At 49.7% G+C, this 18,345-nt stretch carries 6 protein-coding genes; 5 read left to right on the forward strand and 1 reads right to left on the reverse strand.

Annotated elements, in window-relative coordinates; all coding sequences use genetic code 11:
• Positions 1-6 precede the first annotated feature (6 nt).
• The gene (gene nspC / locus NST84_RS10060) at positions 7-1,152 is read left to right on the forward strand and encodes a carboxynorspermidine decarboxylase (RefSeq protein ID WP_342565444.1); all 1,146 of its coding nucleotides are present in this window, start codon (positions 7-9) and stop codon (positions 1,150-1,152) included.
• 371 nt (positions 1,153-1,523) lie between these two features.
• Here nspC and NST84_RS10065 read toward each other — a convergent pair whose 3' ends face one another.
• A complete protein-coding gene (locus tag NST84_RS10065; RefSeq protein WP_342565445.1) occupies positions 1,524-3,098 on the reverse strand; it encodes a stalk domain-containing protein in 1,575 nt (524 codons plus the stop codon).
• A gap of 167 nt (positions 3,099-3,265) precedes the next feature.
• Between NST84_RS10065 and NST84_RS10070 the strand changes: the two genes are divergently transcribed.
• The 4 genes from NST84_RS10070 to NST84_RS10085 all read left to right on the forward strand — a co-directional run bounded on the left by NST84_RS10070 (position 3,266) and on the right by NST84_RS10085 (position 18,290).
• Positions 3,266-3,889, forward strand: coding sequence for a deoxynucleoside kinase (locus NST84_RS10070; protein ID WP_342565446.1), 624 nt, complete (start codon positions 3,266-3,268; stop codon positions 3,887-3,889).
• Positions 3,886-4,539, forward strand: a complete 654-nt coding sequence (locus NST84_RS10075; protein ID WP_342565447.1) for a deoxynucleoside kinase — start codon at positions 3,886-3,888, stop codon at positions 4,537-4,539. The genes NST84_RS10070 and NST84_RS10075 overlap by 4 nt, the downstream gene beginning before the upstream one ends.
• 423 nt (positions 4,540-4,962) lie before the next feature.
• Complete coding sequence (locus NST84_RS10080; protein WP_342565448.1) at positions 4,963-10,494, forward strand: hypothetical protein; 5,532 nt, start codon at positions 4,963-4,965, stop codon at positions 10,492-10,494.
• Between the two features lie 26 nt (positions 10,495-10,520).
• Positions 10,521-18,290: an S-layer homology domain-containing protein gene (locus tag NST84_RS10085; RefSeq protein ID WP_342565449.1), complete on the forward strand. Its 7,770-nt coding sequence runs from the start codon at positions 10,521-10,523 to the stop codon at positions 18,288-18,290.
• Positions 18,291-18,345 lie beyond the last annotated feature (55 nt).

Here is an 18,345-nt window from a genome sequence, read left to right on the forward strand (position 1 = left end):
AAGGCAATGAAAGAAATCGATATCGACATCAGCTCGCTGCCGTCACCTGCCTATCTTGTCGATGAGCGGCTGCTCAAGAAAAACCTGGAGACCCTGAACTACGTGCAGGAGCGTACCGGAGCGAAGATTCTTCTGGCGCAAAAAGGGTTCTCCATGCACGCGCTGTACCCGCTGGTGGGCAAATACCTGCATGGTGTTACCTCCAGCTCCCTGTTCGAAGCCCGTCTGGGCTTCGAGGAGATGGGCAAGGAAGTGCATGTCTATGCACCGGCGTACATGGACCGTGAATTCGACGAGCTGCTTGGCTATACTGACCACATTGTGTTCAACTCGTTTGACCAGTGGAACCGGTTCAAGGACCGCGTACAGAATGCCGGCAAGCCAATCAGCTGCGGAATCCGTGTCAATCCGGAATATTCCGAGATTGAAGTGCCGCTGTATGACCCTTGCTACAACTACTCCCGTATGGGTGTAACGCTGCCGAACTTCCGTCCGGAAGAGCTCGACGGTATTGAAGGTTTGCATTTCCACACTATGTGTGAGCAGAACTCCGATACACTAGAGCGCACGCTCAAGGTTGTTGAGGAGAAGTTCGGTCAGTATCTGCACGGTATGAAATGGCTCAACTTCGGTGGCGGCCATCACATTACCCGTGATGATTACGATCTGGAGACACTGATCAAGTGTATCCTTCATATGAAAGAAACCTATAATGTACAGATCTACCTGGAGCCGGGCGAAGCGGTTGCGCTGAACACCGGATACCTTGTAGCTACTGTACTGGATACAATGCATAACGGCATGGACATTGCCATTCTTGACACATCGGCCGAGTGCCATATGCCTGACGTGCTGGCGATGCCTTACCGGCCGAACATCATCGGCTCCGGACAGCCTGGAGAGTTTCCGTATACGTACAGACTCGGCGGTATGACTTGTCTGGCCGGAGATATTATCGGGGATTATTCCTTCCCGGAACCGCTGAAATACGGCGACAAGCTGGTCTTCCTTGACATGGCGATTTATTCAATGGTGAAGAACCATATGTTTAACGGCGTGAACCTGCCGGCCATCGCATCTTATAACGATGAAGAAGGCCTGAAGATCATCCGCGAGTTTGAGTACAGCGACTTCAGCGGCCGTTTGTCTTAATTCTTTCTTATAATAGAGCGCCTTGTGGGCCGGCTGAAGCTGGCTTGCAGGGCGCTTTTTTACATTTGCTCGAGATAACTGCACTTTGTATACTTATTATGCTCATTTTCACTGTCGCCGCGGCTTTAGCTGCACTTTATACAATTAAAAGCGGCGAATTTGGTTCTGACGAGCAAAATGGGGGTTTTTAGTTGCACAGACTGCAGTTAAACTGAAAAATCAGCTCTTTTCGCGCCGATTAGTTGCAGAAAGTGCAGTTAAAGTATTGATGGTCTGTTTAAATGAAAAACAGCCCCGCATCACCGCATATTAGGCGGGATCCTGGACTGTTCTGTATAACTACACCATGGCTAAACCATATGAAGACTGCATCATTTCATACTAATTGCAATCTCCTCCTGCTGCGGCAGCCAGTTGACGGTGGCGCCGAGCTGTTCGCTGATAAAGCGCAGCGGAAGATAGATTGTACCGTTCACAATGAACGGCGGTGTGACGATTGTTACTGTTTTACCGTTGACGGTTGTTTCGCCGCTTACGGTATTAATTGAGATGGAGAGGGCCGGTTTGCTGGCAGCGGTGCGGGTAATGGTTACGATTTTCTCAACCTTTGAGGCTGTACCTCCATTACTGGTCGGGGTGGTCGTATGATTTTCTTTATAGGCGACGATAGCCCCCAGTTTATCAAATAGCGAGCGCAAAGGAACAAAGTTCTGGCCGCTGCGGGTAATCACACCGTTGGTCAGATTAACCGGTTCCCCGTTAAGGGTGACGGCTATCGGCTTCTGCATCGGCACCGGCTGGTCAAAGCTGAAATCATAGTTAGCGTAGCCGAGCTGCGCGTTTTTGTTGACGCCCCAGCCCCAAAGGGTGCCGTCACTCTTTTGCATGATAACATGGCGTCCGCCGCCTTTTATGGAGGTAATGTTCGTGGCTAGCAGCGAGAATTCTGCATCTGCGGTAATACGCTCTTCCCCGAGAGAAGTTGTATAGACTTTACCATCTGCTGTCAGAGCAACGATTGAACGTTCCATAATATAAGCGTCCGTTACATTGCTGATGCCGGTGAAGCGCAGCGGAACAGACTGCTCATGGAAGGTGGTGCCGTCAGAGCTGCCGGTAATGGTCATTCCGCGGAACCAGAGATTAGCGCTATTGTCGATAGCAAGCGTGCTGCGCCCGTTGTCGCGGAGGATACGGATGTCCTTCAGACTGGATGCCGGAACCGGATTCATCACATCACTGGCGGCAACCGGATTATAGATCGACTCGATCGGCCAGGTCCAGACGGTACCGTCACCGGCAAGTGCAAAATTACTCTCCAACTGGATGATTCCGCTCAGATTTCGGACGGGATGGAACGTGGCCAATTCGTCCGTCGAGGTCCAGACCGTCCCGTCCTGCTTCAGGAATAGGTATCTCTTCCAGTAGCTCTGGCTATTTTCTTCCGAATAGCCCCCGGCGGCAGTGACTCCATCGATCCCGGCTACAGGGGTGAAGGAGACCGATGTAACCCCGTATTCCGGTAATGCTGCCTGGTAGAGAGCACCCTCTCCGCATACAGCCAGGTATGTACCCTGTACCCATGCAAGATCCTTTAAGCCGGTCATTTCCGGCACTTGCACTGTTTCCAATACCAAAGTCTTGGGATTCGTCTGCCATTGCCAGACGGAAAGATCCTGCTTAACCGCAAGTCCGCCTCCTACAAGGCCAAAAGAAGCCTTAACCTCTGCGAGTCCCGGTACCTTGGTCGGAACGGAATGACTGTCGCCCCACACCCACAGGCTGCCGTCCTTTTTGATCAGGTGATCCGGCCCGTAGGCGGAGATACTGGTAACAGCGGCTGCAGTATCAGTTGCCTCCGCCCTTCCTCCGCTCCCTAGTGAAGGAATGCCTGCTGCTGTGGCTAAGCTTAGTGCGAGGCCGAGCAGCTTTGTCCATTTTTTCATATATAATCCCCTTTTACTGAAATCCATTAACTTACAATTAGACGCACATACCCTGTAAAAAGTTTCTGTACCAAAATTGTCGTCTCATTGGCGGCTGACCTGTGATACAATATCCTAGTCTGTTTTTTTAAAGTTTTGTCCGTATCTGAGGAGGAAATCAGCGTTCAATGAAACATGCACCTTTTATAGCAGTAGAAGGCCCGATCGGGGCCGGTAAAACCACCCTGACTACGATGCTGGCCGGAGAACTGGATCTGCCGATCGTTAAAGAAATTGTAGAGGAGAATCCGTTTCTGGACAAGTTCTATCAGAATATGGATGACTGGAGCTTCCAGCTGGAGATGTTCTTTCTCTGCAACCGTTATAAGCAGCTTGAAGATACCGTGACCGAGTACATAGAGAAGGGCAAGCCGGTCATCTCGGATTATCATATTTATAAGAATCTGATCTTTAGCGAGCGGACGCTGAAGGGAACGAAGCGGGACAAATACCGCGAGATTTACCATGTGCTAACCGATGATCTGCCCAAGCCGGATATTATTCTGTATATCAGAGCGGATCTGGATACTCTGCTGAAAAGAATTGCGAAGCGCGCCCGACCGTTTGAGGAAGAGATTTCCCGCGATTATCTGCAGCAGCTGATTGAAGATTATGACGATGCCATGGCTCAGCTGGCCGTCCGCGAGCCGGAGACGGTTATCGTGACCATTGATGGAAACAAGGTTGATTTTGTGGAGAATCAGGAAGATTACCGTGCAATCGCCGCACAATTAAAGGAGCTTATGAAATGAACTCATATCAAATCCCGGACAACGCCATTATTACAGTAGCCGGAACGGTAGGCGTCGGGAAATCGACTCTGACCGGAGCGTTGGCACAGCGCCTGAATTTCCAGACTTCACTGGAACAGGTGGACCACAACCCTTATCTGGAAAAGTTCTATCACGACTTTGAGCGCTGGAGCTTCCATCTGCAGATTTACTTCCTGGCGGAGCGGTTCAAGGAGCAGAAAAAGATGTTCGAGCTGGGCGGAGGCTTTGTGCAGGACCGTTCGATTTACGAGGATACCGGGATCTTTGCCAAAATGCATGCTGATCAGGGCACGATGTCGAAGACGGATTACGAAACCTATACCAGCCTGTACGAGGCTATGGTGATGACGCCGTATTTTCCGCATCCTGACGTACTGATCTATATCGAAGGGAGCCTCCCGTCGATCCTTAATCGGATCAATGAACGCGGCCGCGAGATGGAAATTCAGACCGATGTCTCCTACTGGGAGCATATGCACGGACGTTATTCCCAGTGGATCAACGAATTCAGCGCCTGCCCTGTGCTGCGGCTGAACATTGACGACTATGATGTAAATGATCCGGCTTCGATGTCTGCCATCCTGGAGCAGGTGGGCAAGGCAATTAACCGGAGTGCAGTATCGAAATAAACCTTCATATATAATGAGAGCCAGCCGGAAGCGGTTGGCTTTTTTTTTTGATTAAAAAGAGAGTGTTCAGAATCCGTGTGTGGGGACGGCGAATACTCTCTTTTTGCTATATAAGGACAAAAGAAGCCAATTTTTTTGAAGGAATAACAAAAAAAATTCATTTTCGGGCATAATACCCCCTTTTTACCCCTCTGAAACAGTATTTTGTCGAGATTTGTTAAGAGTTTGTTTAGAGCCTCCTGATAGAATGGGTTTCAGATATGAAAAAATAGGCAGCTAACATGTATTTGTTTTTTGTCCGCCGTAAGAGAGCCGAAAGGAGAGAAGGTACAGGCACATGGTAAATGAGACTTTACATTAACAATTCTTGTAGGACGGCGGACGAGGAATGATGAAACAATAAGGGGGAGCATTGATTTGCTTATGAGCAAGAGAATGAAGAAATATACCTCATTAAGTTTGATTCTCAGTATGCTGCTGTCGTTGATACCCGGTTCATGGAGCGGGCTGGCAGCGGCTGCGGGGGATGACTTTGAGGTACAGTTTAAAACCGGAGCGCATGTGGGGAATTTATCCTACCCTGCAGATAATACGTTTATCAACTTTTATAATAACCAGGTTGAAGGCTTTAAACAGACTGAGACCGATAAGGATGCCAAGTACGACTGGGCTAAGGGAGATATTTTTGCCGGGGTCGATGATAATGAAGCAACGGTTACGTTTGAAGTTCGTGTAGCGGATAATCCGATTTTGCGTGAAATGGCGCTGAGCGGACAGGCAGAAATGGTTACAGGCTTTGCCGTTCTGCGGCGCCACTCCGGGTTTATCTGGACGCGTCATTCGGCCATTACCGTGAGCATCGACGGAAGGAACATTATCAATGAAAGAACAGGCAGCAGCCAAAAATATAACAAGTCTGCTACTGCCCTCATTAAACCTGACTCTGTAATCAGAGTTTGGGTATACGGCGAAGGGGACGACGATGGTGAAGCAGCAGGCGTGCGCGGTTTCTACCTCAAGTTCCAGGATCTCAAGCGTCCGGTTCTGAACAGCTATACGTTCACCGGCAACGGTGTGGAACGCTTGAATACGAACATTAATCAGCAAGAGCTGTATGTTAAGAGAGATGAAAATATCACACTTGGCTATAACTTCACGGAGCCGGTTCAGCCGTCTTCGATCGTTCCAGCTAACTCTGATTATTTCCTGCGGCACAAGCTGTTTATCAGTGAGGACGGGACCGGACTTCCGGCTGCCGGACAGCAGCAGTATCTGACCAACATCACTTACAATAACAGCAATCTGAAAAGCTATCAGAGTAACATCAGCTACAAATATACAGGGGTGCCGTTCCATAACAGCGGAAACCGGCCATTGACACCGTTAATTACAGGCGGAACCAGCGGCGGGGCACCAATGGATATGTCGATGGAAAATAAATTAAAAGAAGCCGTGTTCCGTGATGCGGCCGGGAATAAAGCAACTGTAAATCTTAACAATCTGCCTAGCAGCGGGAGTAATGCCTATTTGAACGGCAAAAATGTAAACCCGTTTGACTATGACAGAAAAGGCTTCCGGGTCATTATCGATGCGGTGCGTCCTAAGTATTCCAAGACGGCCAACGGCATCCAGCCGGAGATTCTGACCGGAGTAACATTGAATAAAGGGGATGTCATTGACTTCACCCTGCAGCTGACGGAAGAAGCTATTATCAAAACCGGCTGGGATGAGAAGAAAACCTTCATTTTATTCAATAACGGAATGAAAGCCTATTATGTTACAGGCAAGAATACAAAAAATTGGACCTTCCGCATGACAGTGCCGGACGGACTAACCGTAGAAACACCTCTGCTCAAGGCCATTGCCGTATCGAATGATGCCAAGGGCGGCAGCTTGCCAATCAATATGGATACTGATGTTATCCAGGACTACGCAGGCAACCTGTTGATTCAGCCTGCTAACTATGACGGCCTGCATGAAGAGAAGATTGATCCGATCGGCAGCGACATCTCGCTGGCCAATTCCAAGATTGACTGGGCGAACCTGTTCATCGACAATACGAAGCCGATCATCGGTTACCGTTATGAAGAGGGCGGCGCGAGCAACACGACTTATTTAAATAAGGGCAAAGTTACGATTGATGCCAATGACCCATCGATTAAAGTTCCTTATCTTGATCCGACTGAAGCAGACCGTGGTACAGAGCGGCCGAGCCGCGGTATCTACCGTCCTTCCAACATGAGTGACGGGGCTTCACCTTCAGTTGGTCTTGTGTACTACTGGTGGAGTAAGGATAAGGCTGATCCGTTTGCTTCTGTAGCCGGAGACAATAACGCGGCAATCAAGCGTTACGCACTTTCCGCAAAACAGCCGTCGGAAGAGCTGTACCCTGGAGAGTTCCAGAATGTACAGCTGTCCGTTGTTAACAACAAGACTAACCTGCTCTCTCCTCCGGCTGAAGCATTCGAGGCCGAGAACAGCGGAGAATGGTATTTGCACACCTGGACTGCAGATATGACCTGGGATTCAGCACGGGAATTAATGCAGTATGAGAAGAAAAAGGCTTATGTCGCAAGTCACCAGGCGCAATATGATGCCTGGAAAGCAGAAGCTCCCGGCTCGGAAGCAGATAAAATCTTCTATGCCGATAACCAGGCGCTGGCAGCTGTCGGACAATATGGTGATCTGAGCGTCTGGAGTGTTGACGATTTCAAACACGATGATTCCAACTGGACGCATGAAGTCGGTATTCTGAAGCTGGATAACAATGGCCCTGCTATTACAATGGCGGCTGAGACCAGCACTACGGTACAAGCACTTGTTCAGGACCCGCACAGCGGAGTCAGCAGCGTTGAGTATCAGTGGGTGAAGGATGGCTCGACCACAGACAGCGCAAATTGGGCGCCTGCAGAATACTCTGGAACAACTGTAACACGTTCTACCTATGAAGATATCGATGAAGATGGTTCTTACTGGCTCTATCTGAAGGCAGTAGATAATGCGGGTAACGAGACGATCAAGACACCGCAGGAAAAAGCGGTTGTTGTAAGCTCTGAAGCAGAGATTCCGACGCGGTTCCTGCCGGAAGCTGATCCTGATTATGTGCAGAGCCATGATGTAAGCTTCCAGATCAGCGGAGTTACACCAAGCTTTGTAGGCTATGCAATCAGCAGCAGCTCTATTCATCCGGAGTCTGAGAGTGAATTTACCGGTCTTGAGGTTAGCAGCAACTTCATTCAGCCTATGACAATTCAATCTTTGATTGAAGGTGAAAACGGGGCTACAGATCTTGCGGCTCCAGCTGAACCTGAAGCACCAACTGTACCGGAAGTTACGGCCAATACGGGACCGGTAGCTATTCTTCAGCTCTTGTCCTCCGGACCGGTTCTGGCTTCACTGGCCTTGCTGCCGGCTGAAGAAACTCCGGCACCTGAAAGCAGTGCTGAGCCGGCGGAAACACCTGCTGCTGAAGCGGGAGCAACAGAAGAAATTGCTGCTCCGGAACCTGGGGCCATGCGTCTGAACGCTACCGTAAGTGAATCTACTTACAGTTATGTAGTTCCTGGCAACCCGGCGCTTAACGGTACGCAATACATTCACCTGATGGTGAAGCATAGCGATCGAACTTATTACTATTCCAAAGCTTATTATTTTGACAACGAAGCACCAGCAGTTACCTTAAGCATCAATTCTATTTCCTATCCGCTTCCGGAACATAAGACACGGGTGAACGTGTCGGAGTTCTACAGCACGAAAGGACTTGTCAGCAAATATCAATGGGTAAGAGAAGCTGAAGGTGCACCAGTGCCTACACAAGCATCCGGAGGCTGGCTGGATTTGCCTGCAGACGGAACAGCAGTCATTGACGGCAAGGATTTGAAGGCGGGGGAAATTGCTGATTACAAATTATATGTACTTGCGACTGACGGTGCAGGAAACAGCTCAGTTACGGCAAGTACAGGAACATTTAAAGTATCTGCATCATCCAAATCGGATACACCACCGGCTGAAGCAGACTCCTCACTCATCTATTTGTCAGGTGATGGACAGGATGGCTACACAGCCATTGTGAAGCTTAGCCTTGATACAGAGGATAAAGCGGGCTATGAATACTCGGTTTCCCCTGATAACGGGACAAGCTGGATCAACTGGAAGCCTTATACCAATTTCGTAGCCGTGAAGGTTCCGACAGGAAATCCTGAGCAGCTGCAGGTATGGGTGAAATACAGAACACCGGGCGGTTTGATCAGTGAAGCCGCCAAGCTGGATATTGAAGGTGCTTCTACATCTGTGCAGCCTGTTTATGCGCTTGCTGCTTTGAGCACTAACGGACCGGTAAATGCTACGGTAGGGGCAGATATTGAAATTACACTTCCGCCGGGTATCCGCGTAATGCCTTCGAAGATCAACCCTTCGGAGCCTGTACGCACAGGAAATAAATTTAAGATCTATGAAAATGGCTTCTATAGCTTTGATCTGACCGATCTTAGTGACACGGCCCGTACAGATACACTCTATCTGGTTGTGAAGAATATCGATGGAACCAAGCCGGAAGGCACTGTGGAGTATTCGAACTATGCTAAAACGAATAACAATGTAACCGCCTATCTCCAGAGTACTTCTGAACCGGTAACGATCACCAACAATGGCGGCAAGAACTCCTATACCTTCAAAGAGAACGGCACGTTCACTTTCGAAATTAAGGATGCTGCCGGGAATACCAATACGGTGAAGGCCGAAGTCAAAAATATTAACAAAGAAGCACCGAAAGTAGCAATTGTCCGTTCCTATCAATATGGTACGAATGGCAGCGGTACTTTTGGAACCCTGAAGGATAACTCAGGAAATGTGATGTTCTCCACTGGAGTCAGCTTAACGGCAGAGAAAGCAGACAGCTCCGATAAGCAGATCAAGATCATCAGCCAGGACAAAAATATTACATTAACTGAGAACGGAACCGTTTCATTCACAGTACTCGATGACTACGGCAATACGGCAGTCATTAAAGAAAAGGTTGACAATATTCTCTCCTCTTCACCGGAAGTCGGAAAGATAACGTATGCCTATGTAGATGCTGAAGGCAAGGCTGTTCCGGAAGACAAGATCGTTACGATCGGCGGACAGAAATATGCCAAGGGTAAAGTGAAGGTAACGCTGAGCGGTAAAGTCACTGCACCGAACAAAATGTTCTTCGGTGTAAGACCAATCTTAGACGGAGCGTCTTATACGAATCAGATCAGCGGCACTGATGGAACATTCAGTTACTCGCGTGACTTCGGAAGCAGCGGATCTGCAGTGGTTGCGATTTCGGATCTGCTGGGCAATGTGAACAAGGTTCCGGTTACGATAGCGGGACTTGACAACACACCGCCTGAGCTGACACTGAATAACGAAACAGCAGGTATTGCCCAGAACAAGAAAGACTTCAACTTCCGCTCGGATCTCGGCGGATTCACCGTTTCCGATAATGTATCGGCAGCGCCAGATGTAAAGGTGTCCGTCAGCGGATTGGATCTCAGCAAGCTTGGACGCCAGCGTGTAGCTTATACGGCGGTTGATCAGGTAGGCAACCAGACGGTTGTTTATCAGGATGTGGTAGTTGTGAAGGATGGCGGACTGCTCATCTTCGGTAACGATACCCTGATCTCGGCATCCTCCGGAGAGTCTGCACTGTTCAATACCAATACGCTTACGTTCAAGGTAACGGGCTACAACGTCATGAAGGTTGACGGTGTGGACAAGGTTAACCAGGCAGGAACCTTTGATATTCTGTATTACCCTGGTCTGTACCGTGAAGGACAGCTGAAGCTCGTGAAGGAAAAACTGACCTATAACGAACTCGTGAACAGCCAGTTTAAAGTCACCTTCCCGAAAACAGGCTGGTACACCATTGTCGTAAGAACCCAGGAGCGGGACCGCGAATTTGCGACCTTCTTTATCGGCAATCTGAAATAAATGAAAGATGAACAGGGGGAACACAGGTGAAGCTTGTTAAACGCATTACAGCGTTAATGCTCACATTTATATTGGTATTTCTGTCCACCTCAGAGAGCTTTCATGCGCTTGTAGAGGCGGCCAGCAGTACAAAGACAACCGTTATACAGAATAACTTCATTAAGGTTACTGTGGATAATGAAACCGGACGTTACGGAATCCGGACTGTGGAAGGCCAGCCCATCCGCAAAAATGATGACAACGTAAATTTACTTTTCCAGGGAGATGATCCGGAAACGTCGTTCACGACGTTCCGGATTGACGGAACGGATTATATTTACGGGAATAAGTACAAGTTCGACAACAGCCATTATTCAGAGACTACTACACCTAAAGTGGTAGAAAATTCGAACGGCACCAAGCAGCTGGAGATGATCTGGAAGATTAAAGGTGTGGAGATCAAGCAGATTCTGATGCTCTACACTGACAGCAAGGATGCTGTCAATTCCGGAAATGTCAACGTCCGCTATGAAGTAAACAACCGCAGCAATGCGGATGTTCAAATCGGAAGCCGGATCCTGCTGGATACGATGGTCGGCGGAAACGACGGGCCGCAATTTCAAATCGGAACAGCTTATAAGTCTCCGCTGCAGGTAGAGCGGAAGCTGGTGCATAATCCGGAAGATAATGCCGGAATCCCGGAAGAGGATAGAGCTTACTACAAGATTCCTTCCTACTGGGTTATGCGCGATAAGCTCGATCTGACGAACCCGCAGGCAACCAATGTTGTAGCCTATGGCTTCAATAACTTTGCCGAACAGAACATTAATATTGTTGATGAAATGATTGTCGGGCACTGGAACGGCCTGGCCAATACAAAATGGGGTTATGAAGTAAATCCGAATCTGGATTTCACCAGAGACACCAATGATTTCGGCACGGCGGATTCCGCCGTTGCCTTCTACTGGAACCCGGAGAAGCTGGCAGCCGGAGGCTTCCAGAGCTTCGAAACAGTATACGGACTCGGAGAGCTTACCGCTCCCGATAAAGTGTTCTCGATCCGTTATGTAGATCAGATTCAGCAGCTGGCTACTGCTCCTCTGAAAGAAGGGGAGACTGTAGCGTCGAGCTACGCCGACAACGGAGTCTTCACTGTCACAGCAGAGGTTGAGAATCTGCAGGCTTATAACATGGAGCATTCCAAGATTGAAGTGGAGATGACGCTGGAAAGCGGCCTCAGCTTCGTCAGGCAGGATGAAAACGGAAAAGACGTCCTTGACGCAAACGGGAAGCCTGTCCTGGAGAATGACCGCAGCAAAATGCTGGAATTCAAAAAGTCGGCCACTCCTGAAGAAGCTGCAATGGGAATTGAGCCGAAGTACAAGCCGGGTGACGCTATTACGGCGACATTCCGTGTACAGGCAAAGGGCAGACCTTGGCCGGTAACCAAGGAATATATGATTTCTGCAAGAAGCCCGGAAACACAGGGCAAGATTGAAGGCATCGAGGATGAAGGGATTAGAGCGCAATATGAATCAACGCGTACCAACTTCATTCTGCTGCCGCCGATCGGCGAAGCAACAGCTACGTATTCTTATGCTTTGTCACCGAAGGAGCTTTACAGCACAGATGTGAAGTATCTGACTGTGAACCTGTCGAATATTGAAGCCTATAATACAGGCAACGAGACTACCGCACCGAACTTTGACCTGTTCCTGAAGAATAAGGCAAACGGAGACCGGTACAAGGTGAATGTGCAGGATGCAGTGGTTATGCAGCCGACAGACGACGGGTTCTCCGGCGCTATGCGGATTACGTACCGCGGCGGAGAGCAGGTGGATAAAGGCGGCAATGTGCTGAAAAGCGGGCTTGGACCTGATCTGCCGCTTGGTGAATATCAGGTAGAAATTGATTATAAAGGTGATGCCGGGGGCGATGAGGAAATTGCGGCTTTATATGATATGACGACACCGCAATCCTTCCTGGTTACAGATAATAATGAAACGCGGATCCGCGAAGCCGGAGTACTGGCTTTATACAGAGAAGCTGTGGATGTCAGCGGTCTGGCAAACGGTTCTTCTGTAAAAGGTGAGCTGCTGGAGCAGTTGAATTCGCTGTTCCCGAACAAACCTTTTAAAGACGGCGCATTCCTGTACTCCGCTGTTACCAGCTATAAGCAAACCAAAGCTTTGATCGGGGCTGCAAGCAAAGCGGTAGATCCTTCCTTTGATCTCAAGGAATTTATGGATGATGCAGCTTTGAAAGAGACTCCAATGTATGCTTACAGATTGTTTGCAACGGAAAAAGATTACGATAAATTCGTAGCAGAAGTAGAGGACAAGAATGCTAAAATTGACCGCGAGATTCTGGTTACTGTCCGCGGGATGATCAAGCAGGTTGGTACCGGCAAGGATGAGACAGTCATCGTCGATACCAAAACAGAACCGGCGATTATCAACGATGCCGTAGCCTATACAGGCAAGGATTTGGCTTTTGTCCGCGGCAAGCTGGATATCTTCGGTAAATCCCAGCCTGCGGATATGCCGTTCCTGGATACCATGTTCATCAAGGGGGATGGAACCCTTAGCGTTGCGAGCAGCGGTTTTGTTTTCCATAAGGGTGAATGGACGCTAGACTTCTTCAACGGCTTCACCAAGTCCCTTGGAGACGGCGGGTTCAATCCTACTAATCTCCAAAAGCCTCAAACTGCGAAAAAAGATAATGAATCGAAGCATAATCCGGAAGACAGCAGTCTTAACGGCAGTCTGAAGTGGGCACTTGGCGCTGTCGGCGACAGACTGAACCCGCTGCGTCAGATTATGATCGAAGATGTTTACTTCAATAAGCAGTCGCTGTTTGGAGCTCCAAGCTTTGCCATTGACGGCTTTGGCTTCAGCTTCAATGACTATATTCTTAGAGAAGGCGGGATCTCCTTTGGAGGCTCACTGTCCCTCAAGGTTGTAAGTGCAGAAATCAAAAATGTCATCTTTAACAGCGCAGGCTTCTACGGCGTAGATGCCTCCCTTGGTTTCGGTCTTGAAAATAACATGGGCTTGTTCGAACCAGCTAAGAAGAAAAAGGATGAACCAGAATCTCCAAGCGGAGAAATTACAATCAAGCATGTGGTTCAGGGCGATGGTGAAGGAAATACCTACGGCCTGAAGTTCGATGCACAGCTGAAGAACATGCTTGGCGTAGAGGTTGAATTTGCACTCAAGAAGGTCAAGGACGGCCGGATTCTCCCGGATGTCATTGGCTTCGGGGCAACATTGCCATCTCCGGGTATCCTCATCACCGGGGCAACTTACCTGAACGAAGTACGCGGTGCTGTACGTGAACTGGCAGATACCATTGCCGGCGGTACATCTGCGGATCCGTTCCCGCTGACGATTGAAGCAGGGGTAGGCCTCCGGTTTGGTATAGCTCCGGCTTACTTCTTCGGAGATGTGGATCTGACGGTGAAACGTACGGGTCTCAAAATTGAAGGAAGACTGGATTTCTCGGCTGATGCAGATGCCGATAAAGGGGACCGGCTTCCGATGCTGACCAAAGCCCTGCTCGAAGCACAGTGGGTTACTCCATGGTTTGTGCGGGTAGAAGCGGAAATGGATATTGGCGGCTGGGATATCATCATTGGTAAAGCGGGGATCTTCGTCGGACAGAATCTGGAGAAGAACCGCACTGACTTTGAAGGCTATATCGGATCCAAAATACAGATCCCGAACAGTGTTCCGGTTGTCGGCGGCATGCCGCTGTCCAGTATGTTCCTCGGTGTGAACAATGATAAGGTATGGGGAAGTATCGGCATCCTCTTCATTTCACTGGGGATTACCTACTACTGGAGCGGAGGTATTGAGTTCGGTACTTCGAGTGATCAATTGCCTGACGGTATGATCCAGCTCGTAGTGGATGATCCAGACCTTGGACCGCGTCTCATGGTCATTGGTGAAGGGGTAGAAACACTTGCTACTTCAGCCGCCCCTAACGCAGAGGCAGAGAATCAGGAGATTATCTACCGTGAAGTAGCAGAAGGTGTAAAACTTGTTGAGAACGGATCGGTCAATGTCGGCGTAGGCGGCATTACTGTCAAGAACGGCGGCAGAATCCATGAAATTCCGATGGGCGCTGCATCCGGCAATGCGATCATTGAAATGGAATACAGCAGTAAGGCTATGCCGGAATTCAGGCTGCATGATGCTGCAGGCAAAGATTATCCGGTGGTATTCGAAACCTTTGCCAACCCGGATAAGGTTAATCCTAAGGCTAATGCTTTTACACAATATATTCCTGCAAGTGATGTATCACCGGATCCAACCAAGCTTAATGCTGAAGTGGATATCCGCAAAGCTTACATTATTATTCCTGAGAATGAAGCCAAGAAAGGCGGTACCTGGACGCTTACAGCTGTTTCACCTGTAGAAACCAAGCTGCTGAATGTTCCAACCCTGCCTCAGCTAAATGAAGTAAATCTCGCTAAGGATAACTCGAACGTTAATAAATTCACAGCATCATGGAAAGTAGCCAACGCAGCAGAAGGCGATACAGTGAACCTGTACCTGGCTGAAGATGCGGTAACTACAGAAAAGACTGTGATTGACGGGCAAGAGGTGCTCTCTCCGGGAGATCCGGGGATGCTGATTGCCAAAGATGTACCAGTAGGTGCCGGCGGCTCCGTCAGCAATGGCGTAACCAGCGGCAGCACCGTAATTGATGTAACGAATGTAACGCTGATGGGCAATCCCGAAGATATCCGCGGGCTGCTCAGACAAGGCAACTATTATCTGCGTGCAGAGCTGAAATCCAGTGCAACCTTCGGAACGAAGACTTCACCGCAGAAATTCGAGCTTATCGATCCGCTTGCACCGCAGACTGTCAGTGACGTCTCGGTTGTGCCTGCCGGTAACGGACTGTTCTCGCTCTCCTTCAAACCGGGAGCCAAAAAAGCGGGACATGCCGGTTACGAGCACAGCTTCGTAATTGATGCGCAATATGAAGTGGACGGCAAGCTGGAGTCATATTCTCCATTTGGTGAAATTTTGTACACCGAAGAAGAGCTCCAGCCTTATTGGAACGCAGCAACCGGCAAATACGAAGGTATTCTGATCGGCGGCTGGAAGGCAATGGATACTTCTAATGAAGTGGATACAACCAGTCTTGAAGGAACGGTTACAGATGTAACCAAGCTGAAGTATGTAGGTCTGGAAGTGGGAACGGAGTATGTTGTTGGTGTTACTTCCGCAACGGTTCCGACTGCTGATGCAGACAAGAATCAGAATTATCACTACGCTGAGCGCCAGGACAGCAGCAAGAAGCTGCTGCCGATTCCAAAGCTGCCTAAGCTTACTGTAGCAAGCGGAGCTGGCACAGTGCAGGATACCGGAAACTACATTAACCTCCTGACTAGTGAAACTAAGCAGAAGCTGACGCTCACTTCAGACCAGTCCAATGTGACTGTGGAAGTGTTCAATGCCGAGAAGTCTATCGGGACGGTAGCTTTAACAAACAAGACCGGCGGCGGAAGCCAAGGCGTCCTGAATCTTGACCAGTTCCAGACAGACGGACCGTTTGCGCTCGAGCTGAGAGCCAGAAACAAGACGACCCAGGACATCTCGGTCACCATGCTGTACCTGACTGTGGACACGATCGCACCGGTGCTGTATATCGACCAGCCGGTAACGGGTGAGAGAACAGAGAGCGGAGAGGTTAGTGTAGCAGGAACTACAACAACCGGAACGCTGCTTACTGCCCAGTACAAGGTGAACCAGAAGCAGGCTGACGGAACGGTTAAAGAAGTTAATATCTCTACGCCGATCACGGTGGATCCGCTGACGGGAGCTTTTGCCGGTAGCGTGAAAATTGATTCTGCAGACCCATCCGTAGCCCTTAATATTGTGGCTGCAGACGAAGCAGGCAATGAGAATACAGCGGTTGTGGATATTACAAACGCAGGCTACAAAGTTCCTGTTGCCCTGATTCTGAAGGGAGCGGAAACGCTGAAGCCTGGAGAGCTGGACAATGTGAAGGCTTATCTCAAGGTTTCGGACGGCAAGGACGAAGCTACAGGCAAGCCGAAATTCAAGGAAGAGCCGATTGCCGCAAAAGATCTGCAGAATCTGACTTATACAGTAGCCTCAGGTGATGCAATTTCATTGTCGGCAGACGGTAAAATTACTGCGCTTGCGACAGGCTCAAGCCTGATCGAAGCGGAGTATCAGGTATCTGAGGGTGTGACGCTTCAAGGCATGCTGGTCTCTACGGTAGCTGTACCTAAACCGGAGGCACTCGGCAAGCTGGAAGTAAGCTCCACGACCGTTTACGGTAATGCAAGCCGCACTAAAGTTACGGTTACTTCCTCCGGGGATATGACCGGACAGCAAATTGCTTATAAGGTTTATAACAGCAATGCGGTGTTACCGAAATTCAAAGAGGATGTAAGCACTTGGAGTCTGCTGCCGCTGGATGGAATTATCAGCGCGCAAAAAGGTGATGTTATTGTTCTGGCTAAGCGGACATCCACAGACAAGCTGGTAATGGCAGCAGGTCAAGTACCTGCCAGTGTGTGGATTGATTTACCAGGCACAAGTATCGGACCTGTAGGCGGCGGTGGTGGCGGAGGCGGCGGTGCTGTTGTCATTCCGCCAGCTGAAGAAGAAGCACCAGAAGGTGCAGCTCAGGTGTCGATTAACGGACAGCCGGTTGCCGCTGAGTGGAACGGACTTACAGCAGTAATCCGGATTACTGACAAAGAAGCAGCAGCAGGCAGTGATATCACAGTGACTTCTGCAGATACTGCCGCGCGCGCCTTCAGTATCCGTGTCGATCAGAATGTAGTGCAGCAGGCAGCAGCAGCCAAAAAGAATCTTGTCATCGAGGTTCCTATGGGCCGTCTGGTTATTACGCCAGAGAAGCTGGCCGCTGTAAATGGTGAGCTTGTGGTAGGCATTGGCCAGAACGGTAGTGCAGACCAGCAGGCGATGAAGGCCATTGCAGACCAGCAGGGCTTCACGCTAATGGCTGCAGGACAGGGCGTAACGGTTACGGCTAACCTGCCGGCAGGCAGCTGGACACCGGCGATTGCAGCTCAAATCGCCATTCCGTCGCCGCTTGCGGCTAAGGAAATTACGGCAATTGTGCTGAAGGATGCGGCGGGTAACTGGACTACCGTACCTTGGAAGCTGGATAACAGCGGAACAGCTGTGAACGTACAGCTGACCGGAGAGGGCAGCCTCTACTTCATCAGCAACCAGAAGAACTTTAAGGACATGCCTGCAGGCTGGGGCAAGGAAGGTATTGCAGCAGCATCCGCCAAGCTGTTCGTATTGGGCAAATCTGCAGATACCTTTGATCCTGCAGGTAAAGTGACAAGAGCAGAGTATCCAACGATTCTGCTGCGTGTTGCAGGTCTGATGAACAAACAGGCAGCTTCTGCAGGCTTCAGTGATGTCGGCAGCAGCAGCTGGTATAACCGCAGTGTCTCGATTGCTGCACAGCTGGGTATTGTCACCGGACTCGAAGGCGGCAAGTATGCACCGCAGGATACGCTGACACGCATTGAAGCCATGACGATGCTGGGCAGATTGCTGACCATCATCAGCACAGGCAGCGAAATCAGCGATGCTGAAGTGAACACGATTCTGGCCGGCTTCGCCGATAAGGACAAGGTTCCGGCATGGGCAAGACAGGCGGTGGCACTGAGCATCAAGAACGGTCTCATCCTTGGTGAAGGCAACAAGGTGAATCCGGCAAGCCCGCTCACACGTGAGCAGGCAGCAGCTATTGCTATCAGACTTGATCAATTCATTACAGCCGAGCAATAAGAGGAACGTGCCCGCACCAGAAGCTATTGAGTGCGGGCACACTCTGCTGGGAATT

This window comes from Paenibacillus sp. FSL R7-0345 (genome assembly GCF_038595055.1).
Lineage (GTDB): Bacteria > Bacillota > Bacilli > Paenibacillales > Paenibacillaceae > Paenibacillus_AQ.